We start from the raw sequence: 19406 nt of genomic DNA, 5'->3' as shown, positions 1-19406 counted from the left end.
GGGCGGCGGCGGTCGTTCGATCATCCGTCGCGTGTTGTTGGCTCAACGCGCGACAAGCGTAACCGTTCTATTCCATCGTGGTGACATTACGGCCACAGCAAATGGTTCGCCAGAGCCTGTCTTTCAACCTTGGCGGGGAAAAGGCGAAACCTCGCCTTAAAGCCTCCGGGCGCAGGGTGACGGGCTGATACGCGCGAAAGACGCCATGGCCGGTCCGGTTCACTACGAAATCTACATCCGCAAGACGCCGCCGGCGTCCTGGTCGCTGTCGATGGCGACCGAGGACCGCAAGACGGCGATCGAGACGGCCGAGGACCTGCTGCGCGACGGCCAGGCCTGCGCAGTGCGCGTGACCAAGGAGACGCTGGACCCCGACACCATGGAGTTCGCCAGCGTCGTTGTCCTGACGCGCGGCGCGCCCGAGGTGAAGCGCAAGACCCCGGTGCGCGAGGATAGCCGCGGGCCCAGCTGCCGCGGCGTTCAGGACCTCTACGCCCCGCACGCCCGCGACCTTTTGGGCCGGGTGCTGGAGGACTGGCTGAATCGCCAGGGGGCGACGGCCTTCGAGCTGCTGCACCGTCCAGACCTGGCCGAGCGGCTGGAGGCTTCGGGCGTCGAGCTGCAGCACGCCATCCAGAAGGTGGCCGTGCCGGAAAGCCAGCACACCGGCCAGCCGGTGCATGATTTGGTGCGTCACTATCAGCGGTTGGCCGAACAGGCGATCGAGCGCCTGCTGCAGGCCGGCCGTCGCAAGCAGTTTCCCAGTCTGGCCGAGCGCTCGGTCGCCGATGTGGCGCACCGGCTGAACGGCTCGCCTGACCGCGCCTTCATCATGGGCGGGGTGGTCGCCGGGGCTTTGAAGGGCCTGGTCGGGGCGCGGGCGCGGCTGGACCGGCTGATGGACCTTTGCGACCGGGCGCCCGCCGACGGCCAGCCCCGCGCCCTGGTGCTGGTGCCGGTCGAGCAGATCCTGTGCGAGCTGCTGACGTCGCGGGCCAGCCTGGCGCAGATCGTTGGTCCGGCTCTGGATCAGGGCTCCAGCCTGGCGGCGGTGGTGCGGATGGTGGCCCCGCGCGAGATCGCGGCCCTTGTGGCGCATGACCCCCGGCTGGCGTTGCTGATCCCGGCGGTCGAGGGCGGCCCGGCCCGTCTCGGCGAGCGCCTGGCGGCGGGCGAGTTTCCCATATTGGCGGCGGCGCTGGCCCGAACCGTCCTGCGCGAACTGATGAGCCAGCGCCGTCTGCGGCCCGGCGATCCCGAGGGCGAGATCGACATCCTGCGCGCCCTGGCCATGACGCTGACGGCCACGGCGGGGCGGCTGCTGACGCTGGAGGAGGTTCAGAACGCCTTCGTCGAGCGCTCCAAGAGCCTGGTCACCGCCGACTTCGTCGCCGCCTATGTGCGCACCTGCCCCAACATCCTGTGCGAGGTCGAGCGGCTGGCGCGGCTGTGCGAGAACGTCACGGGCGGGGCCAACAAGCGGGCCGCGGCGCGCTGGCTGGACGCCTGCGTCACCTCCCTGCGCTTCGAGACCGAGATGCGGGCCTCGGGCCAGACGCCGGGGCAGAAGCTGCTGGCCCTGGCGGAACTGCAACGCGCCGTGCGCAACGCGGCCCTGTCCGAGCGCGACTGCGAGGCGGTGGCGGCCGCCCTGGGCGCGGTCGGGGGATCGGTCGAGGCGGACGCCCGGCTGACCGCCCAGATCGTTCGCGCGCCGGCGCCCGCGCCGCAGAAGCTGGCGGCCCTGCTGCGGCTGGCGGCGGGCGAGACCGGCCCGACCGGCCCAGTGGCGGACCGGGCCAAGGCCGAGGCGATCAAGCTGTTTCGCGCGCCCGAGGTGCGCACAGCCCTGGGCGCGGCGCCTGAGACGGTGCAGACCCTGCGCCCCCTGATGAAGGCTGTCGGCCTGGCCGCCTAGCCCGCGTCAATCGAAGATGTCGAAGATGTCCATCCGCTTCTTCTTCTTGCGGTAGTGGTAGTCGTCGTCGCGCCGCCGATCATCCTTGTAGCGGGGCGGCTCGCGATAACCCTGAGGCTGGCCGCCCCAGGGTTGCTGCAGGGGTTGCTGCATGGGTTGTTGCGGCGCGGGCTGCTGATAGGTCGGCGAGGGCGCGACCTGCGGGGCGGCGGCGCGGCCTTCCTCGGTCGCGACGGCCATCAGCTTTTCCAGCTCGCCGCGATCCAGCCAGACGCCCCGGCAGGTCGGGCACATGTCGAACTGGACGCCGTTGCGGTCCAGGGTCTGCATGGCGGCGTTGTCGTTGGGGCACATCAACAGGGGCATGGGGTCCTCGTCATCGAATGATGCGGTCCGACATCACGCCGCCGAAGCGCCGCCAGAGGGGCCCGTCCCGCTGAGGACAGAATTAGGGGCGCGCCGGGCCTGCGACAACGTGCGCAGACGCCGCAGGCGTCAGCAGCCTGAGGTCAGCAGCTCTGGCCGGCGGCCCAGCCCGACGACCAGGCCCATTGGAAGTTGTAGCCGCCCAGCCAGCCGGTTACATCCACCACCTCGCCGATGAAGAAGAGGCCGGGCACGGACTTCGCCTCCATGGTCTGCTGGTCCAGGGCGGCGGTATCGACCCCGCCCAGGGTCACCTCGGCGGTGCGATAGCCCTCGGACCCGACCGGCTTGACGGTCCAGGCGTTGACCGTCTCGGCCATGGCCCGCAGCTTCTTGCCCCCGACCTCGGCCAGCTTGCCGGCCAGGCCCTCGCGGGCGCAGACGACCTCGGCCAGACGGCGGGGGATGATGTGGCCCAGCGCGGTATGCACCGCCTGCTTGCCGTTCTCGGTCTTGGCCGCCAGCAATCGCGCGGCGACGTCCTCGCCGGGGGCCATGTCGACGGTGATCGCCTCGCCCTCGCGCCAGTAGGAGCTGATCTGCAGGATCGACGGCCCGGACAGACCCCGATGGGTGAACAACATCGCTTCTTTGAACTGGGGCCTATCGCCCTTCGGGCTGCTTGAGGCCGGGTTCGGGACGGCTTTGACCACGGCGTCGACGGCCACGCCCGCCAGCGGTTTCAGCTGTTCCAGCAGGCCGGGCTCGAAGGTCAGGGGAACCAGGGCCGGGCGGGTCTCCGTCACGCGCAGGCCGAACTGGCGGGCGACCTCATAGCCCCAGCCGGTGGCGCCCATCTTGGGGATGGATTTGCCGCCGGTCGCCACCACCAGCGAGGCCGCCGAGACGCGCGTCCCATCGTCCAGATCGACCGTGAAGCGCTCGCCGTCGCGGGTGATCGCCTTGACGCCGAGGCCCATCGACAGGGCTGCGCCCGCCGCCTTCATCTCGTCAGTCAGCATACGGATGATCTGCTTGGCGCTGTCGTCGCAGAACAGCTGGCCCAGGGTCTTCTCGTGCCAGGCGATGCCGTGGCGCTCGACCATCTTGAGGAAGTCGTGCTGGGTGAACCGCTTCAGCGCCGACAGGGCGAAGCGCGGGTTCTCGCTCAGGAACTCAGCCCCGCTGGTTCTCGTATTGGTGAAGTTGCAGCGCCCGCCGCCCGAGATGCGGATCTTTTCGCCGGGTGCGCGGGCGTGGTCGATCACCCGCACCCGGCGGCCGCGCTTGCCCGCCTCGATGGCGCACATCATGCCGGCCGCGCCGGCGCCGACGACCAGGACGTCGAGATCTGAAGACTTCATCGCCTCGCCCTAGCAGGCGCGAGGCGATGAAGCGACCTCGCAGGTCTTTCTTACAGGCCCAGCGCCGCCCGATAGCCCGAATGCACCAGGCCGGCGTATTCCGGATGTTTCTTCAGGTAGCCGGCGAAGAAGGGGCAGGTCGGCAGGATGACCAGGCCGCGTTCCTTCAGGTCGGCGAGAACGTGCCTGGCCAAGCGGCTGGCGATGCCGCGCCCTTCCAGCGGGATCGGCACGATGGTCTCGGTGATCAGCAGCCCGCCCGCGACGGGGTTGTAGATGACCACCGCCGTCTGGCCGTCGATGGTCAGCTCGTAACGCTTGGCTTCGGTGTTGTCGCGGATCTCGGGGTCCAGGCTCATGCCGGGGTCCTTTCGGGAGATTAGTGGGCGTCGTCCCAGTTGGCGGCGGCCTTGGCTTCGACCACCAGGGGCACGCTCAGGGACACGGCGGGGTCGGCGGCGCCTTCCATGACCTTGCGGACCACGACCAGGGCACGTTCGGCCTCGGCCTCGGGGGCCTCGAAGATCAGTTCATCGTGGACCTGCAGCAGCATGCGGGTCTTGAGCCCCGCATCCAGCAGGGCGTCCGGCATGCGGATCATGGCGCGACGGATGATGTCGGCGGCGGCGCCCTGGATCGGGGCGTTGATGGCGGCGCGCTCGCCGAACTGACGCTCGGCGCCCGACTTGGAATGGATGGCCGGAATGTGGATGCGGCGACCGAAGACGGTGGTGACGAAGCCGTGCTCCTTCACGAAGGCCTTGGTGCGATCCATGTAGGCGCGGATGCCGGGGAAACGCTCGAAATAGGTCTTGATGTAGGCCGCCGCCTCGCCCTGATCGATGCCCAGCTGGGCCGCCAGACCGAAGGCCGAGATGCCGTAGACGATGCCGAAATTGATGGCCTTGGCGCGGCGGCGCGTCTCGGACGGCATGCCCTCGACCGGCACGCCGAACATTTCCGAGGCGGTGGCGGCGTGAATGTCGAGCCCGGCCTTGAAGGCCCGCTTCAGTTCGGGGATGTCGCCGATATGGGCCAGCAGGCGCAGCTCGATCTGGCTGTAGTCGGCGCTGATCAGCACATGGCCGGGCGAGGCGATGAAGGCCTGACGGATCAGGCGACCGGTCTCGGTGCGGATCGGGATGTTCTGCAGATTGGGATCAGACGAGGCCAGACGCCCCGTCGTCGCCGCCGCCAGCTGATAGGAGGTATGCACCCGGTGCGTCGTCGGGTCCGAGGCCGCGACCAGGGCGTCGGTATAGGTCCCCTTCAGCTTGGACAGCTGGCGCCAGTCGAGGATGGCGCGTGGCAGGTCATGCGTCAGCGCCAGCTCTTCCAGCACGCTGGCCTCGGTGCCCCATTGGCCCGACGCGGTCTTCTTGCCGCCGGGCAGGTTCATCTCGCCGAACAGAATCTCGCCGATCTGGCGCGGGCTGCCGACGTTGAAGGGGCGGCCCGCCAGCTTGTGCGCCTGCTCTTCCAGCTCGGCCATGCGCTGGCCGAAGGTCGAGGACAGGGAGCGCAGACGGTCGGGATCGACCCGCACCCCGTTCAGCTCCATGTCGGCCAGAACGGCGGGCATGCCGCGTTCCAGCGTCTCATAGACGGTGGTCAGGCGCTCGGTCGCCAGGCGGGGCTTCAGCAGCTTGTAGAGGCGCAGGGTGACGTCCGCGTCCTCGGCGGCGTAGCAGGTCGCCGGCTTCAGCTCGACGTGCTTGAAGCTTTTCTGGGCTTTGCCCGTGCCCGCCACGCTCTTGAACGGAATGGGTTCGTGGCCGAGGTGCAGGCGCGCCAGCTCGTCCATACCGTGGCCGTGCAGCCCGCCTTCGAGGACGTAGCTGATCAGCATGGTGTCCTCGATCGGGGCCACGCGGATGCCGCGCCGCGCCATGACGGCGAGGTCGTACTTGATGTTCTGACCGACCTTCAGCACCGCCGGATCTTCCAGCAGGGTCTTGAGGCGCTCCAGGGCGGTCGGCTTGTGGATCTGCGTCAGCGGCTCGCGCGGGGCGCCGCCGCCGAGGTCGAGGCCGAAGTCCAGCCCGCCGTCTCCCGTCGGCTCATGGTCGTGGGTCAGGGGGATGTAGCAGGCCTCGTTCGGCCCGACCGCGATGGAGACGCCGCACAGACCGGCGTGGGTGGCCGACAGGGCGTCGGTCTCGGTGTCGAAGCCGATGACCCCGGCGGCGCGGGCGCGGGCGATCCAGCGGTCCAGATCGTCCAGGGTCTGCACGCACTCATACTTGTCGCGGTCGAAGTCGTGGACGGCGTCGGGCGTCGCGAGCTCGGTCTGGCCGTAGCGCGGCGTGGCGACCGGAGCCGAGGGCTGGCGGGCGAAGGCCGAGCCTTCCTTGGCCGGGGCCTTGCCGTCGCCCACGCGGCGCAGCAGCGAGCGGAACTCCATCCGCTCCAGAAACTCCGACAGCACCGCCGGGTCGGGATCGCGGATCAGGAAGTCGTCGACCGGCTCGGGCGCGGGGGCGTCGCAGGTCAGCTTGACCAGCTCGCGCGACAGACGGATCTGGTCGGCGAAGGCGATCAGGGTCTCGCGGCGCTTGGGTTGCTTGATCTCGCCCGCGCGGGCCAGAAGCGTGTCGAGGTCGCCGTATTCGTGGATCAGCTGGGCCGCCGTCTTGGGGCCGATGCCGGGGGCGCCGGGGACATTGTCGACGCTGTCGCCGATCAGGGCCTGAACCTCGACCACCTTGTCGGGCGTGACGCCGAACTTCTCGAACACAGCCTCTTCTTCAAGGCGGCGGTCCTTCATCGGGTCGTACATGACGACGCCGTTCCCGATCAGCTGCATCAGGTCCTTGTCGGACGAGACGATGACGGCCTCGCCGCCCATGTCGCGGACCTTGCAGGCATAGGTGGCGATCAGGTCGTCCGCCTCATAGCCGGGCAGTTCGACGCCGTGCACGCCGAAGGCGGCGGTCGCCTCGCGGACCAGCGGAAACTGCGGCACCAGGTCCTCGGGCGCCGGCGGGCGGTGGGCCTTGTACTGATCGTAGAGGGTGTTGCGGAAGGTCTTTTCCGAGTGGTCGAAGACGGCGACCAGATGGGTCGGGCCGTCCTCGCCCTTCATGTCGCGGATGAGCTTCCACAACATGTTGCAGTAGCCCTGGACCGCGCCGACGGGCAGGCCGTCCGACTTGCGCGTCAACGGCGGCAGGGCGTGATAGGCGCGGAAGATATAGGCCGAGGCGTCGATCAGCCACAGCCGGGGCGGCGGTCCGTCCTGGCTCAGGGGGCGGGCGGCGGATTCGATGGGCGCGTCGGTCATGGCGCGAACATAGGGGGCGGCGACGGTCGCGTCATCTGCGCTTCCATTTTCCTCCCCACTGTGTGGGGAGGGGGACCGCGTAGCGGTGGAGGGGCGGCGGCGAACCAAGCGGCCCCTCCGTCACGGACGCTGTGCGTCCGCGCCACCTCCCCATGAAATGGGGAGGAGAGCAGGGCGGCGCTCTACGGCTGCCAGCCGCCCGGCGTCTCGGGGACGATGTCGTCACCCTCGACGGCGATCTCGCCGCGGGTCTGACGGACCTCGGCCCAGGCGGCGCGCAGCAGTTCGGTCACGCCTTCGCCGGACACGCCCGACACCAGGTAGGGCGTCTTGCCCGACGCGGTCTTCAGCGCCTCGATCTTCTCTTCGCGTTCCTCGGGCGACAGGGCGTCGATCTTGTTCAAAGCCAGCAGTTCGACCTTGTCGGCCAGGCCTTCGCCATAGGCGTCCAGCTCGCCGCGAATGATGCGATAGGCCTCGGCCACGTCTTCCTGCGTGCCGTCGATCAGGTGGATCAGGCTGGCCGAACGCTCGACGTGCCCCAGGAAGCGGGTGCCCAGACCCGCGCCCTCGTGCGCGCCTTCGATCAGACCGGGGATGTCGGCGATGACGAAGCGTTCCGAGGGGCTGAGGTCGACCACGCCCAGATTGGGCGTCAGGGTGGTGAAGGGATAGTCGGCCACCTTGGGCTTGGCCGCCGAGACCGCCGCCAGGAAGGTCGACTTGCCGGCGTTGGGCAGGCCCGCCAGACCGATGTCGGCGATCAGCTTCAGTCGCAGCCAGACCCAGCGCTCCTGGAACTCCTGGCCGGGGTTGGCGTAGGCTGGGGCCTGGTTGGTCGGTCCCTTGAAGCGGGTGTTGCCCCAGCCGCCGTTGCCGCCCGAGAGCAGCTTCACCTTCTGGCCCGCCTTGTCCATGTCGACCAGGACGGTTTCCTTGTCCTCGTCCAGCACCTGGGTGCCGACCGGCACGCGCAGGACCACGTCGTCGCCCTTGCCGCCGTGCATCTGGCGGCCCTGGCCGTGGTGGCCGGTCTGGGCCTTGAAATGCTGCTGGTAGCGATAGTCGATCAGGGTGTTCAGCCCTTCCACCGCCTCGATCCAGACGTCGCCGCCCTTGCCGCCGTCGCCGCCGTCAGGCCCGCCGTTGGGAATGAATTTCTCGCGTCGGAACGAGACGGCGCCGGCGCCGCCCGCGCCCGAGCGAATGTAGATCTTGGCCTGGTCGAGGAACTTCATCGCGGGCTTATGCCAAAACTCGAGCCAAAGGGCGAGGGTCACGCGGTTCGGCGGCGTTTACTCGCCGTTAGGCGACGCGGACGACCCTGCCCGGCCATGAACATCGGCTCCCTGTTTCCTGCGCTCCAGACGGCCAAGCCGGAGGCGCGATCCGAGGCCATCGCTGCGCGCGAGGAGCGTCGGCAGGCCCTGGCCGATGCAAAACTGAGCGACGCCCGCGCGGCGGTCGAGAGCCTGAAGCAGCGCACCAGCAACGCTTCCGAAGAGAAGAAGGCGGCGGCCAAGAAGAAGATCGAGGAGATCAAGGCGCGGCTGCAGATGCTGCAGATGGCCATGATCGGCGATCCCAAGGGCGCGGCCCGCATGGCGGCGGCCCTGGCGCGGGAACTGGGCGCGGCGGTCAAGGCCTATGCTGCTGCCGGAGGCTCGACCGCCGGTCTCGGCGCGGCGAGCGGCGCACCGGCGACAGGCGCATCCGGGACGGGCGGAGCGGAAGCCGCGCCGGAGGCGGGGGCCGGGGAGGTTTCGGCGGAGGCGTCGCCCGCCGAGACGCCGGTCGAGGAGGCCGAGGCCGCCAGGGCGTCCAACCCCTATCAGCAGGCCATTGACGCGTCCCAGGCCCGGATGAACGAACAGGCGCGCCGCAGCGGCGAACGTCAGGCCGACCGCGACACCATGGACGAGGTCAAACGCCTGGCCGCCTGGATAAAGGCCATGGCGCAGAGGGCCAAGGACACGCCGGAGGGCGACGAGGCCGAGCGGGCCGTGGTGGGCATGGACCGCGAGGTCCAGGCGGCTCTACGGGCCATGCCCGACGTCGGGGTCGCCCTGACGGTCTAGCCGCGCGCCCAGACGCCGAAGGGGTCGCTCCACGGCAGGTCCAGGGCCTCGGCCACGGCGGGATAGGTGATTTCGCCGTTCAGCGCATTCAGGCCGCGCGCCAGATGCGGATCCTGCTTCAGCGCCTCCAGTCCCCTGTCCGCCAGGGCCAGGCCGAAGGGCAGGGTGGCGTTGGTCAGGGCTTCGGAACTGGTGCGGGGCGCGGCCCCCGGCATGTTGGCGACGCAATAGTGGACCACGCCGTCGACGACATAGGTCGGGTCTTCGTGGGTGGTCGGCTTCGAGGTCTCGAAACAGCCCCCCTGATCGATGGCCACGTCGATCAGGACGCTGCCCGGCTTCATCGACTTCAGCTGGTTGCGGCGGACCAGGGTGGGGGCCTCGGCGCCGGGGACCAGGACGGCCCCGATCACCACGTCGGCCTTGACCAGTTCCTCCTCGATGGCGCCGATTGAGGAATAGCGGGTGATGACCCGACCGCCGGTCAGTTCGTCGATCTCGCGCATCCGGGGGATGGAGCGTTCCAGCACCACCACCTCGGCGCCCAGGCCCATGGCCATGCGCGCGGCGTTCAGCCCGACGACTCCGCCGCCCAGCACCAGGACCCGCGCCGGCGCCACGCCCGGCACGCCGCAGAACAGCAGGCCCATGCCGCCGTTGTGCTTCAGCAAGGTCTCGGCGGCGGAGAAGACGGCGATGCGCCCGGCCACCTCGGACATAGGCGCCAGCAGGGGCAGACCGCCGTTTTTGTCGGTCACCGTCTCATAGGCGATGGCGGCGCATTTCGAGGCCAGCAGGCCCTTGGTCTGCTCGGGATCGGGCGCCAGATGCAGGTAGGTGAAGAGGATATGGTCCTCGCGCAGCCTCGCCCATTCGACGGGTTGCGGCTCCTTGACCTTCACGATCATGTCGCTGTCGTTGAAGACGGTTTCGGCGTCGGCGACGATGGTCGCGCCCGCCTTCTTGTAGTCGGCGTCGGTGAACCCCGCGCCCAGCCCGGCGCCGGTCTCGATGCGGACCTCATGGCCGTGGGCGACATACTCGCGCACAGCGGTCGGGGTCAGGCCGACCCGATGTTCATTGGTCTTGATCTCGCGGGGCACGCCGACGCGCATGGGTTCCGTCCCTGAGTTCGCGCCCCATCGCGCGGGGCGAGGCGAAGGCTAAACCTGACCTTGGGGAACGGCTAGGCCGTAACGCCGGAATTCGGCCTTGCGCCCGGATCGCGCGCCGCCCACCTCGCCGGGCAGGCGCGCTGGCCCCTGTTCAAAGCCCGCGTCACGCGTTTCGTCCGCGCAGGCGTTGCGAGCGTGGCGACAGGCGTCTGGCGACGCCCCGCGGCGCGTGCGCGAAGGGTCGGCCTGCGCCGTCGTTCGAGCCGCTCGTCGTCTGTTGCTGACGACGGATGGGCGGCATGGAGCCCGACCCTCGCCTGAAAGCAGGCGGACATGAAAAATCCCCGCCGCCTGGTCAGGCGACGGGGACGATCGGTTCTGAAGTCGGGACTAGTTCTTGGCGTCGCGGGCGGCGCCCTCGACGGCCGAGCCCGCGGCCTGGGTGTCCTTGCCGACGCCCGCGATGGTGTTGCAGGCGGCGGTGGTCAGAAGGGCGGCGGCGGCGGCGAGTACGAACAGTTTGCGCATGGTCGGCTCCTGTGAAATGGGCAGGGGGTCCAATGACCGCCCCTCGCAACACCAACGCGAGGGCGCGGGCCGGGTTCCTGTCAAGCTGTCGCTAGTGTGCGCCGGGTGCGGCGGCCACGGGCGTGGGGAAGGTCAATCGGGCGACGGAGCCGCCGCCGGGCGCCTCGATCATTTCGGCCTGGCCGCGCAACTGTTTGGCGAAGGCGCTCATCAGGGTGCGGCCCACGCCGGCCGTGTCGCCTTCGGTCAGGCCGGGGCCGTCGTCCTGCACCTCCAGAACGCTGGTCTCGCCCGTCACCTTGAAGCGGACGCTGAGATCGCCCCCGCGTCCGGCGAAGGCGTGCTTCTGGGCGTTGGATACGGCCTCGACCAGCCACAGGGCCACCGGAGCCAGCCGATCCGGGTCGATGATGATGGCGTCGGCGTCGACCGAAGTGGTGACGAGGGGGCCGCGCATGGCTTCGCCGGCGATCAGTTGTCCGACCAGTTCCGTCAGGAAGACGCGGGAATCCGCCTCGCGAATGTCCTCGCTCTGGTAGAGGGTCCGGTAGATCAGGGCCAGGGCGGTGATCCGTTGGCGCGTGTCGCCCAGGGCCGAGCGCGCCGCAGGGTCGGCCACCGCTCTCTGCTGCATCGACAGCAGCGAGGAGATGATCTGCAGGTTGTTCTTCACCCGGTGATGGATCTCGCGCATGAGCGCGTCCTTCTCGTCCAGCGAGTCGAGCAAAGCCTTGTCGCGGGTGGTGATGCTGTCGCCCAGCGAGCCCAGGGTCCTGGCCAGGGTGCGGATTTCGGCGGGCGCGTGTTCGGCCTGGACCGGACGCACCGAGAAGCGGCCGCGCGCATAGATGGCGGCCACCCGTTCCAGATAGACCAGCCAGCGGATGACGATGCGCTCGGACAGCAGCATGACCGCCAGGAAGGCGACCAGCCAGGCGGCCAGGGGCAGCAGGAAGGAGCCGATCGGGTTCAGCCGGGCCCATGACAGCAGGCCTGACGCCGGGGCTGACAGGAGGACGTAGAGGTCGCGTCCGGCCAGGGCGGTGCCCGCATAGACGTGCTTGCGACCGCGGGCGTCGCGCGCCTCGAACAGGGCGGCTTGCTCCTGTCGGGCTTCGCGCACCCAGGTCGCGGTCGTGCCGTTGATGGCGAAGGCGGCGGGATCGGTGGAGACCAGGATCCGCCCGTCGGCGTCGGTCAGGGCGGATTGGGCGCCGGCGGGCAGGGCGGGGTCGTGGATGTCAGGCTGCAACGCAGTGAGCGGGATCACCGCTGCGACCGCGCCCTGAAAGGCGCCGAGCGGGCGTTCCGAGCGCACGGCGACGATCAGCGAGCCGGGAGCGTCGGGCGCGCGGACCATGACCACGTCCTCGCCGTTCTTGAGCCGCTGATACCATTCCTGGCTGCGGACTTCGGACGGCGGGGCGGGGGAGGCCTTGTCCGCGCGCGAGGCGCAGACCGGCTCGCCGGTCTGACTGTAGCGCTGCAGGGCCGAAAGCCCGTCCAGTCGCGACACCAGGGCCGTCAGGCGCGGCTCGCAATAAAGGCCGGTCGCTTCGGGAGCCAGGGCCTGCAGCAGGACGACGGTGCTGTCGATCCGGGCCTTGGCGTCGGTCGCGCTGCGCTCGGCGGCCAGTTGCAGGTCATGCCGGCGGTCCTCGGCCTGACGTCGAAACTCGGCCTGGGTCTGGGCGGCGCTGAGCAGCAGGATGGGCAGCAGGGCGACGGCCATGGCCAGGCCCATGCGGAAACGGATTCCGTGGACGCTGGGGCGAGTCAGCCGCAATCCCCATGCGCGGCCGAACCGCACCATGCGCCGTCAGTCCTGCCTGGCGCCGCTCAGCCTGTCGGCGTCGGCCAGAATGGAGCGCATGGCGTCGCCTGCGGCCTGGCCGTCGCGCCCGTACCCGCCGCGTTCCAGCGTCGCCTGCAGAGCCTTGCGGGCCCGCGACACACGGCTTTTGACCGTGCCGACCGCGCACTGGCAGATCTCGGCGGCCTCCTCGTAGGCGAAGCCCCCCGCGCCGACCAGGATCAGAGCTTCACGCTGTTCCTCGGGCAGGGTCTTGAGGGCCTGACGCAGTTCATCCAGAGCGACCGGCGCCTCCGGATCGTCGACCGCCACCAGGGTCCGCTCGGCGGCTTCCTGATCCAGCTGGGTCTGACGCCAGGAGCGGCGCTTTTCCGAATAGAACTGGTTGCGCAGGATCATGAAGGTCCAGGCCTTCATATTGGTGCCCATCTGATAGCTGGCCCGGGCGTCCCAGGCCTTCATCATGGCTTCCTGGGCCAGGTCGTCGGCGGACGTCGGGTCGCCGGTCAGGGTGCGGGCGAAGGCGCGCAGATGAGGAATCAGCGTCACCAGCTCCTTCTTGAAGCCGGCGTCGTCGGCAGAAGGCGGCTTCGGAGGGGCGCTGGAGATGCTCATCGGCCCTCCTTGGTCGACGAGCGCTCGTCGGCGCGGCGCAGGATGTCCAGGAATTCGTCGGGAACTGGCTCGTTCACCACCTGGTCGAACATGTGGCGCAGCTTCACCCCGATGGCTTGCTGGCGCAGACGCACTTCTTCCAACCCGCTGTCTCTGGACGTCGATGCGTCAGGACGCTGGGTGGTTTCCTTAGGGTTGATCATGGATTTCCGGCCGCCGCCCAAGCCTGGTAGAGAGGGTTCATGGAAGCCGAAAACGCCGCTTCCCGCCAAGAGTTCCTAGGCCGCTGCGTTTTAATGCTCAAGCTTGGCGACCGGGCGTGGAACCGTTGCGCCTCGATCACGTTCTGACAGACTGGCGCGTCTTCAGATCGAGGACGCCGACTGTCGGGGAATTTGTATGAGTCTATTGGCCAGGCTTGCGCCGCATCTGCCCTATGTCCGTCGCTATGCGCGGGCGTTGACCGGGGATCAGCTTACGGGCGACAACTATGTCCGCGTCGCGCTCGAGGCCCTGGCGGCCGGCGAGCGTCAGTTGCCGACGGACATGACGCCGAGAGTGGCGCTCTATCATGTCTTCCACGCCATCTGGTCGTCCACGGGCGCCCAGCTGGAGGACGGCAGCGGTCTGGAAGGCGGCGGCGACGACGCCACCCGGCGCCTGATGCGGATCGCCCCGCGCTCGCGTCAGGCCTTCCTTCTGACGGCGCTGGAAGGCTTCACGCCGTCTGAGGCGGCGCAGATCCTTAGCGTCGATCCGCGGACGGTCGAGCGTCTGATCGCCGAGGCCCAGAGCGACATCGACGCCGAACTGGCCACCGACGTCCTGATCATCGAGGACGAGGCCATCATCTCGGCCGACATCGAGAGCCTGGTCCGGGAGCTGGGCCATCGCGTCACCGGCACCGCCACGACCCATGACGAGGCCGTCGACGCCGTGAGCCGTCATCGTCCGGGTCTGGTCCTGGCCGACATCCAGCTGGCCGACGGCTCGTCGGGGATTGATGCGGTCAAGGACATCCTCAAGCGCTTTGACGTCCCGGTCATCTTCATCACGGCCTTCCCGGAACGGCTGCTGACCGGCGAGCGGCCGGAGCCCACCTTCCTGATCACCAAGCCCTTCCAGCCGGAAACGGTGAAGGCGGCGATCAGCCAGGCCCTGTTCTTCCATCCGTCGCGTCAGAAACAGGCCGCCTGATTTTCTGATAGCGTGATTGATCGGCCCCGTCGGTTCGCCGTCGGGGCCTTTCTCTTGCCGGGTTCAGGCTGCCGGAGCCGGCGCATCGAAGGCGGCGACGTCCTCGCGCGTGCCGCCCGCATCGGGATTGACGGTCTGGAAGCCGCTATTGCTGAGCAGCCACATGCCCAGTAGCAGGACGGCCGCCGCCCCGCCCGACACGATCAGCAGCCACAGAATGCGCCGTCCGCCTCGACCCTGCCGGACGTACTGGGCTTCGATCGGCACATGGTGCTCGACGGCGTCGGCGGAATGGGAGTGGGGATCCTGATGGGTCATCGCGCTCTCCGGTACGGGCCTCTCGGCTGGTCCTCCCTAACGGCCTAGCAACGCGGAGCAGGGCGTCGTCGTTCCGATCAGCGACCGGCGCGCCGCGGCGAGCGGCTGATTTGCCTGTCGGAGGGAACCGGCGTCGGACGCCGCCGTTATCGGCATGCGGAGGCGACAAAGCCCCCGACCTGACCGGTTCGCCGGTCCGTCGTTTCCGCCCTCATTCTCGATGATGCCACCTCAAAGCGAACCTGAAACGGTTCGCTTTTTCTTTGAAAGGCCTCGACAGGGGCGGCGCATCCACGCCTAATGAGTTCTCAAAGAAAACGCATCGGAGACAGCCATGGCCCCTCGCAACCGTCAGTGGGTTCTTCGCCAACGGCCTCAGGGGCTGATCCAGGACGGCGACCTGGAACTGATCGAGACCCCGGTGCCGGACCTGAAGGACGCCGAGGTCCTGGTCCGCACCATCTATCTGTCGCTGGACCCGACCAACCGCACCTGGATGAACGACAGCCAGGGCTATCTGCCGCCGATCGGTCTGGGCGAGGTCATGCGCGGGCTGACCCTGGGCGTTGTCGAGCAGTCGAAGTCCGAACGGTTCAATGAGGGCGACATCGTCACCCCGCTGTCGGGCGGCTGGGCCGATTACGCCGTGGTGCATGAACAGGGCCTGCGTCCAGTGCACCGCGCGCCGGGCATGCCGCTGACGGCCAGTCTGTCGGTGCTGGGGATGACCGGCCTGACCGCATACTTCGGCGTGACCGACGTCCTAAAGGCCAAGGCGGGCGAAACCCTGGTGATCTCGGCGGCGGCGGGCGCGGTCGGCTCCATCGCCGGGCAGGTCGCCAAGCAGCGCGGCGCGCGCGTCATCGGCATCGCCGGCGGCCCGGACAAGTGCCGCTGGCTGACCGAGGAGCTCGGCTTCGACGCCGCCGTCGACTACAAGAACGAAGACGTCGGCGAGGCCCTGGACCGGCTGGCCCCGAACGGCATCGACCTCAATTTCGAGAACGTCGGCGGCGACATCATGATCGCGGTGTGGAACCGGTTGAACGTTCATGCGCGCATGGCCGTCTGCGGCCTGATCTCGTCCTACAACGCCACGCGGATGCCGCCGTCGCCGAACTTCAGCCGGATCATCACCCATCGCCTCAACGTCCAGGGCTTCCTGGTTCTGGACTACGCCCACCGGGCTAGGGAGATGGTGGCCGAGATGGGGCCCTGGCTGGCCGACGGCAAGATCAAGTGGAAGGTCCACGTCGATGACGGCCTGGAATGGGCGGTGACCTCGCTGAACCGCTTGTTCACCGGCGACCATGACGGCAAGCTGCTGGTACGGGTGTCGGAAGAGCCCGCCGCCTGAGGAGGCCTGACGGGATGACCGAACCGCTGCACGTCCATTTCGAGGACCTTGAGGTCGGCCAGGTCATCCCCCTGGGCGCCTGCGCGGTGGACGCGGCGGCGCTGGACGTCTTTGCCGAGCGGTTCGCGCCAGGCTGGGACGTGGCCTATGGCGCGCCCGACGCCATGATCTACGCCCTGTGGAGCCGGCTGTCGGCGGACAAGGCGGGGCATTGGGCCGGGGCCAAGACCCTGGCGGTCGACGGCCTGCGCTTCATGCGTAATCCGCCCGCAGGCGAGCTGTTGCGCGGGCGGCTGACCGTCATGGGCAAGGACCCCGTAGGAGACGAGAAGGGCATCGTTGTCGCCCAGCAGGACCTGCTGGACGAGGCCGGAAGGTTGGTCTTCTCCTGTCTGACCCGCGCCCTGATCGCCCGGCGCTAGACAGAAAAACGCCCCGCCGGTTACCCGACGGGGCGTTTCATTTTCAACGTTCTAGCGGCCTCAAGCAGCGCGAATGCGCGATAGGCCTCTAAAGAAGGCCTCAAGCAGCGCGATAGCGCGGTAGGCCCCTAAGAATTACGCGTTGGCCGCGGTCGGCACGGCGGCGGCGCGGGCGAAGGCCATGGCGATCAGGCGCTCCCAGCCCAGCAGCGACACCAGATGGGCGTAGATCTGGCCCAGGGCGCCGTTGTCGCGCAGTTCAGCCAGCTTCTCGACCGGCAGGGCTTTCAGCTTGTCTTCCGAGACGGCGTAGTACTCGGCCAGCTTCTGGACGGGACCGGCCGAGCCGTCGGCGTTGCGCGGCGTGAAGTTGGCTTCGCGGGTCTCGAACAGGTCCAGATCGGTCAGCAGCTTGACGAAGGACTCCGTGCGCAGGCGCTCCTGCTCGAAGTTGTTGCAGAACTCCATCGCATTGTTGACGTAGGCGCTGGGCTGGTTGTTCTCGAACAGCGCGACCTCGCCGGCTTCGCCGAGGAAGGGCGCGGCGCGGTCGATGCACAGGATCATGCGGTTCTGGGTGTCGTCGTTGGCGAAGACGAAGGGGTAGCGGCGCACATAGGCCGGGATATAGGCGTCGGAGCGGAACTCGCCGTTGTCGACGAACAGGTTCTCGCCCTGGCGCAGGCCCATGGCCACGACCGGCTGTTTCTGGTCGCCGACGAAGATGATCGGGTAGGACAGGGCGGCCGGCGCGAACTCGGTCACGGTCAGCGGCACGATATTGGTCTCGGCGACGAAGGCGTAGGGCTTGTCGGCCGGCGTCACGCCCAGCTTGCCGTGAGCTTCGAACGAGATCGGCTCCGGCTGCGTGTAGAACAGGACGTTGCCGGACAGGGCGCCGGACGCTTGGGACGTGGTGTCGGTCATGATGGGTCGGATCGGCTCTGAACAGAAAGGTCGAGCCTTCTAGCCCATGGCCGGGCGCGCCGCAAACGTGGGTGTTCGCCGAACGTGAAGCGGCAAGGTCCGGGCCGTGCGGCGTCGGCGCCGGTTGCGGCGCGGCTCGCGACCCCTTAGCTGTGGGGCATGGGCGCCGCTTGCGATCACGAACATTCCGACAGCCGACCCGGCCCGGCCGAGGTCGAACGGACCCTGGCGGCCGTCGAGGGCCAGTGCGCGGCCGAGGGCGAACGCATGACCGCGCCGCGCCGTCGGGTGCTGGAGCTGCTGCTGGCGGCGGGCGAGCCGGTCAAGGCCTATGACCTGATCGCCCGCTACGGCGCCGACGGCCAGGCCGCCAAGCCGCCGACCGTCTATCGCGCCCTGGAGTTTCTGGAACGTCGCGGGGTGGTGCATCGCATCGCCTCCATCAGCGCCTATGTGGCCTGCGCCTCGGCGGCGGACGACGCGCGCGCCCACGCCGCCGCCTTCCTGATCTGCGATTGCTGCGGGGCGACCGAAGAGGTGGCCGTGGCCGGCGGCGAGGCCTTCGCCGAGGCCGCCGCCTCGGCCGGTTACGCTATCGAGCGGACCACCATCGAGGGGCATGGCCGGTGCCCGGCCTGCCGCGTGGCGGCCTGACGCCGATGGACGCCCTGGCCCTTTCGGCGCCGCGGCGCCTGAGCGTTCCGATCGACAACCGCTGGGGCGGCGGCGAGATGGCGGTGCTGGACTTCGGCGATCCGGCCCGGCCCGTCGATCTGATCTTCGCCCACGCCAACGGTTTCAACGCCTACGCCTATCGCTCCTTGCTGCAGCCCCTGTCCGGAGCCCTGCGCATCTGGGCACCTGATCTGCGGGGGCATGGGCAGACCCGACTGCCGGCGCGGCCCGAGGGGCGGCGCAGTTGGAAGGATCATCGCGACGACCTGATCGCGCTGCTGGACGCCGTCGAGGGGCCGCCCGTGGCCCTGGCCGGTCACTCCATCGGCGGCACCAGCGGCCTGCTGGCGGCGGCGGAACGGCCCGGGCGGGTCTCGCGGCTGTTGCTGCTCGATCCCGTGATCTGGCGCCGCGAGATGGTGCTGGCGATGAGCCTGCCCCTGGTCAGGCGGCTGGCGCAGCGTTTTCCCATCGTCCAGGGCACGCTGAAGCGCCGGGCTCTGTTCGACAGCCGCGAGCAGGCGCTGAAGGCCTATCGCGGACGAGGGGCCTTCAAGGGCTGGTCCGACATGATGCTGGCCGACTACCTGGTCGACGGACTGACCGAGACCGATCAAGGCTTCGAGTTGACCTGCAGCCCGGCCTGGGAGGCTTCCAACTACGTCGCCCAGGCGCACAATCCCTGGCGGGCGCTGCGGCGGTATCCCGGCGCCGTGCGAATCCTGAAGGCCGAGAGCGGCAGCCTGTGCGCCCTGCCGACGAGTTCCGTCCCCGCCTCGTCGCGGCAGGTCGAGGCCGTCGCGGGCGGCGGCCACCTCTTCCCCATGACCCATCCCGACGTGGTGCGCGACGCCCTGCTCGACGCGGCCGTCTGAACCATGATCGCCGGGGTGTCGTGGTCCCCGGTTCGATGTTAGGCCTAGACGGGTCATGAGTTCGCCCGCCGCCAATGATCTGAATCGTATCCTGCTGGGCTCGGCCATCGGCGCGGCCATCGGCTTGGTGCTGCTGGCGCTGGGCGTGGCCATCCTGTGGAACGCGGCCGATCAGAAGCTCCGCGAGGCGTCGTCGGCGCCAGTGCCTGTGCCGGCGTCGGCATCGGGGGCCGCTTCCGCGCCGCCGGTCGCCGTCCGGGGCGAGACGGCCGCCGAGGCAACGGCCTCGCCTACGCCCTATCCCGTCGTAGGGCCGGCGCCCCTGCCCCCGCCCGCAACGGCGCCGGCTGAACCGCCGCGCCGGGCTGCGACGTCGATCTGGCGGTCGATCTTCGACGACGAGGCCCAGACAGGGCAACCCGCTGCGCCCGCCGCACCAGCCGCGCCCGTTTCGGCGGCGCCGCGCGCGGCTAACCCTCGTCCCGCGCCGCGTCCGGCCACGCCCCGACGCCCGCCGGAGGCCCAGCGCCAGGACGACAGCCTCTTCTTCTGACG

Annotated in this window: 20 protein-coding genes; 8 read left to right on the top strand and 12 right to left on the bottom strand. The window is 69.2% G+C overall.

The window, feature by feature from the left end; all coding sequences use genetic code 11:
* The first annotated feature begins 205 nt into the window (after positions 1-205).
* Positions 206-1918 (top strand): hypothetical protein, encoded by a 1713-nt coding sequence (locus tag ACI2KI_RS12130; RefSeq protein WP_404620406.1) that lies wholly within the window; start codon positions 206-208, stop codon positions 1916-1918.
* Positions 1919-1924: 6 nt separating this feature from the next.
* Here the strand turns inward: ACI2KI_RS12130 and ACI2KI_RS12125 are convergent, their stop codons facing one another.
* The 5 genes from ACI2KI_RS12125 to obgE form a co-directional block, all read right to left on the bottom strand.
* Positions 1925-2284 carry a zf-TFIIB domain-containing protein gene (locus ACI2KI_RS12125; protein WP_404620404.1) on the bottom strand — a complete coding sequence of 120 codons (360 nt, stop codon included), beginning with the start codon at positions 2282-2284 and terminating at the stop codon, positions 1925-1927.
* A gap of 143 nt (positions 2285-2427) precedes the next feature.
* Positions 2428-3648, bottom strand: a complete 1221-nt coding sequence (locus ACI2KI_RS12120; protein ID WP_404620402.1) for an NAD(P)/FAD-dependent oxidoreductase — start codon at positions 3646-3648, stop codon at positions 2428-2430.
* A 50-nt stretch (positions 3649-3698) separates the two neighbouring features.
* A complete protein-coding gene (locus ACI2KI_RS12115) occupies positions 3699-4007 on the bottom strand; it encodes a GNAT family N-acetyltransferase (protein WP_404620400.1) in 309 nt (102 codons plus the stop codon).
* A 20-nt stretch (positions 4008-4027) separates the two neighbouring features.
* Complete coding sequence (gene polA, locus ACI2KI_RS12110) at positions 4028-6931, bottom strand: DNA polymerase I (protein ID WP_404620398.1); 2904 nt, start codon at positions 6929-6931, stop codon at positions 4028-4030.
* A gap of 182 nt (positions 6932-7113) precedes the next feature.
* Entirely contained in the window at positions 7114-8169 is a 1056-nt protein-coding gene (gene obgE, locus ACI2KI_RS12105) for a GTPase ObgE (RefSeq protein ID WP_404620396.1), read from the bottom strand.
* A gap of 96 nt (positions 8170-8265) precedes the next feature.
* Between obgE and ACI2KI_RS12100 the strand changes: the two genes are divergently transcribed.
* The gene (locus ACI2KI_RS12100) at positions 8266-9009 is read left to right on the top strand and encodes a hypothetical protein (RefSeq protein ID WP_404620394.1); all 744 of its coding nucleotides are present in this window, start codon (positions 8266-8268) and stop codon (positions 9007-9009) included.
* Here ACI2KI_RS12100 and ald read toward each other — a convergent pair.
* The 5 genes from ald to ACI2KI_RS12075 all read right to left on the bottom strand — a co-directional run bounded on the left by ald (position 9006) and on the right by ACI2KI_RS12075 (position 13283).
* On the bottom strand, positions 9006-10124 hold the full coding sequence (gene ald / locus ACI2KI_RS12095) for an alanine dehydrogenase (RefSeq protein WP_404620392.1): 1119 nt from the start codon (positions 10122-10124) through the stop codon (positions 9006-9008). The two genes, ACI2KI_RS12100 and ald, sit on opposite strands and share 4 nt — an antisense overlap.
* Positions 10125-10514: 390 nt before the next feature.
* Positions 10515-10652: an entericidin A/B family lipoprotein gene (locus ACI2KI_RS12090; RefSeq protein ID WP_105564547.1), complete on the bottom strand. Its 138-nt coding sequence runs from the start codon at positions 10650-10652 to the stop codon at positions 10515-10517.
* A 91-nt stretch (positions 10653-10743) separates the two neighbouring features.
* Complete coding sequence (locus ACI2KI_RS12085; protein WP_404620389.1) at positions 10744-12465, bottom strand: sensor histidine kinase; 1722 nt, start codon at positions 12463-12465, stop codon at positions 10744-10746.
* A gap of 6 nt (positions 12466-12471) precedes the next feature.
* Positions 12472-13080 carry a sigma-70 family RNA polymerase sigma factor gene (locus tag ACI2KI_RS12080; RefSeq protein WP_292085109.1) on the bottom strand — a complete coding sequence of 203 codons (609 nt, stop codon included), beginning with the start codon at positions 13078-13080 and terminating at the stop codon, positions 12472-12474.
* A complete protein-coding gene (locus tag ACI2KI_RS12075) occupies positions 13077-13283 on the bottom strand; it encodes a NepR family anti-sigma factor (protein WP_292085110.1) in 207 nt (68 codons plus the stop codon). Before ACI2KI_RS12075 ends, ACI2KI_RS12080 begins: the two co-directional genes overlap by 4 nt.
* 196 nt (positions 13284-13479) lie before the next feature.
* Between ACI2KI_RS12075 and ACI2KI_RS12070 the strand changes: the two genes are divergently transcribed.
* Positions 13480-14277 (top strand): response regulator, encoded by a 798-nt coding sequence (locus ACI2KI_RS12070; RefSeq protein ID WP_404620387.1) that lies wholly within the window; start codon positions 13480-13482, stop codon positions 14275-14277.
* Between the two features lie 63 nt (positions 14278-14340).
* On the opposite strand, the gene ACI2KI_RS12065 is transcribed toward ACI2KI_RS12070, so the two are convergent.
* Positions 14341-14595: a hypothetical protein gene (locus ACI2KI_RS12065; protein ID WP_292085114.1), complete on the bottom strand. Its 255-nt coding sequence runs from the start codon at positions 14593-14595 to the stop codon at positions 14341-14343.
* A 334-nt stretch (positions 14596-14929) separates the two neighbouring features.
* Between ACI2KI_RS12065 and ACI2KI_RS12060 the strand changes: the two genes are divergently transcribed.
* Both ACI2KI_RS12060 and ACI2KI_RS12055 read left to right on the top strand, forming a co-directional pair.
* Positions 14930-15952 (top strand): NADP-dependent oxidoreductase, encoded by a 1023-nt coding sequence (locus tag ACI2KI_RS12060; protein WP_404620384.1) that lies wholly within the window; start codon positions 14930-14932, stop codon positions 15950-15952.
* A 14-nt stretch (positions 15953-15966) separates the two neighbouring features.
* Entirely contained in the window at positions 15967-16374 is a 408-nt protein-coding gene (locus ACI2KI_RS12055; RefSeq protein WP_312065330.1) for an acyl dehydratase, read from the top strand.
* Between the two features lie 135 nt (positions 16375-16509).
* Here the strand turns inward: ACI2KI_RS12055 and ACI2KI_RS12050 are convergent, their stop codons facing one another.
* Positions 16510-17301, bottom strand: a complete 792-nt coding sequence (locus ACI2KI_RS12050; RefSeq protein WP_404620382.1) for a SapC family protein — start codon at positions 17299-17301, stop codon at positions 16510-16512.
* 159 nt (positions 17302-17460) lie between these two features.
* On the opposite strand from ACI2KI_RS12050, the gene ACI2KI_RS12045 reads away from it, so the two are divergent.
* Genes ACI2KI_RS12045 through ACI2KI_RS12035 form a run of 3 tightly spaced genes read left to right on the top strand, consistent with a single transcriptional unit; the run spans position 17461 to position 19404 of the window.
* Positions 17461-17955, top strand: coding sequence for a Fur family transcriptional regulator (locus ACI2KI_RS12045; protein WP_292085119.1), 495 nt, complete (start codon positions 17461-17463; stop codon positions 17953-17955).
* 5 nt (positions 17956-17960) lie between these two features.
* The gene (locus ACI2KI_RS12040) at positions 17961-18851 is read left to right on the top strand and encodes an alpha/beta fold hydrolase (RefSeq protein WP_404620857.1); all 891 of its coding nucleotides are present in this window, start codon (positions 17961-17963) and stop codon (positions 18849-18851) included.
* 55 nt (positions 18852-18906) lie between these two features.
* A complete protein-coding gene (locus tag ACI2KI_RS12035; RefSeq protein WP_404620380.1) occupies positions 18907-19404 on the top strand; it encodes a hypothetical protein in 498 nt (165 codons plus the stop codon).
* The last annotated feature ends 2 nt before the right edge of the window (positions 19405-19406 follow it).

Source organism: Brevundimonas sp. NPDC046655 (assembly GCF_044901625.1).
GTDB lineage: Bacteria > Pseudomonadota > Alphaproteobacteria > Caulobacterales > Caulobacteraceae > Brevundimonas.
This window is presented reverse-complemented; position numbering and strand designations above follow the sequence as displayed.

Coding starts and splice junctions, on each gene's coding strand:
- ACI2KI_RS12045 (WP_292085119.1), top strand. CDS start 17,461: ATGGGCGCCGCTTGCGATCACGAACATTCCGACAGCCGACCCGGCCCG.
- ACI2KI_RS12040 (WP_404620857.1), top strand. CDS start 17,961: ATGGACGCCCTGGCCCTTTCGGCGCCGCGGCGCCTGAGCGTTCCGATC.
- ACI2KI_RS12035 (WP_404620380.1), top strand. CDS start 18,907: ATGAGTTCGCCCGCCGCCAATGATCTGAATCGTATCCTGCTGGGCTCG.
- ACI2KI_RS12075 (WP_292085110.1), bottom strand. CDS start 13,283: ATGATCAACCCTAAGGAAACCACCCAGCGTCCTGACGCATCGACGTCC.
- ACI2KI_RS12050 (WP_404620382.1), bottom strand. CDS start 17,301: ATGACCGACACCACGTCCCAAGCGTCCGGCGCCCTGTCCGGCAACGTC.
- ACI2KI_RS12085 (WP_404620389.1), bottom strand. CDS start 12,465: ATGGTGCGGTTCGGCCGCGCATGGGGATTGCGGCTGACTCGCCCCAGC.
- ACI2KI_RS12080 (WP_292085109.1), bottom strand. CDS start 13,080: ATGAGCATCTCCAGCGCCCCTCCGAAGCCGCCTTCTGCCGACGACGCC.
- ACI2KI_RS12120 (WP_404620402.1), bottom strand. CDS start 3,648: ATGAAGTCTTCAGATCTCGACGTCCTGGTCGTCGGCGCCGGCGCGGCC.
- ACI2KI_RS12125 (WP_404620404.1), bottom strand. CDS start 2,284: ATGCCCCTGTTGATGTGCCCCAACGACAACGCCGCCATGCAGACCCTG.
- ACI2KI_RS12130 (WP_404620406.1), top strand. CDS start 206: ATGGCCGGTCCGGTTCACTACGAAATCTACATCCGCAAGACGCCGCCG.
- ACI2KI_RS12090 (WP_105564547.1), bottom strand. CDS start 10,652: ATGCGCAAACTGTTCGTACTCGCCGCCGCCGCCGCCCTTCTGACCACC.
- ACI2KI_RS12065 (WP_292085114.1), bottom strand. CDS start 14,595: ATGACCCATCAGGATCCCCACTCCCATTCCGCCGACGCCGTCGAGCAC.
- ACI2KI_RS12115 (WP_404620400.1), bottom strand. CDS start 4,007: ATGAGCCTGGACCCCGAGATCCGCGACAACACCGAAGCCAAGCGTTAC.
- ACI2KI_RS12070 (WP_404620387.1), top strand. CDS start 13,480: ATGAGTCTATTGGCCAGGCTTGCGCCGCATCTGCCCTATGTCCGTCGC.
- ACI2KI_RS12100 (WP_404620394.1), top strand. CDS start 8,266: ATGAACATCGGCTCCCTGTTTCCTGCGCTCCAGACGGCCAAGCCGGAG.
- ACI2KI_RS12055 (WP_312065330.1), top strand. CDS start 15,967: ATGACCGAACCGCTGCACGTCCATTTCGAGGACCTTGAGGTCGGCCAG.
- polA (WP_404620398.1), bottom strand. CDS start 6,931: ATGACCGACGCGCCCATCGAATCCGCCGCCCGCCCCCTGAGCCAGGAC.
- ald (WP_404620392.1), bottom strand. CDS start 10,124: ATGCGCGTCGGCGTGCCCCGCGAGATCAAGACCAATGAACATCGGGTC.
- ACI2KI_RS12060 (WP_404620384.1), top strand. CDS start 14,930: ATGGCCCCTCGCAACCGTCAGTGGGTTCTTCGCCAACGGCCTCAGGGG.
- obgE (WP_404620396.1), bottom strand. CDS start 8,169: ATGAAGTTCCTCGACCAGGCCAAGATCTACATTCGCTCGGGCGCGGGC.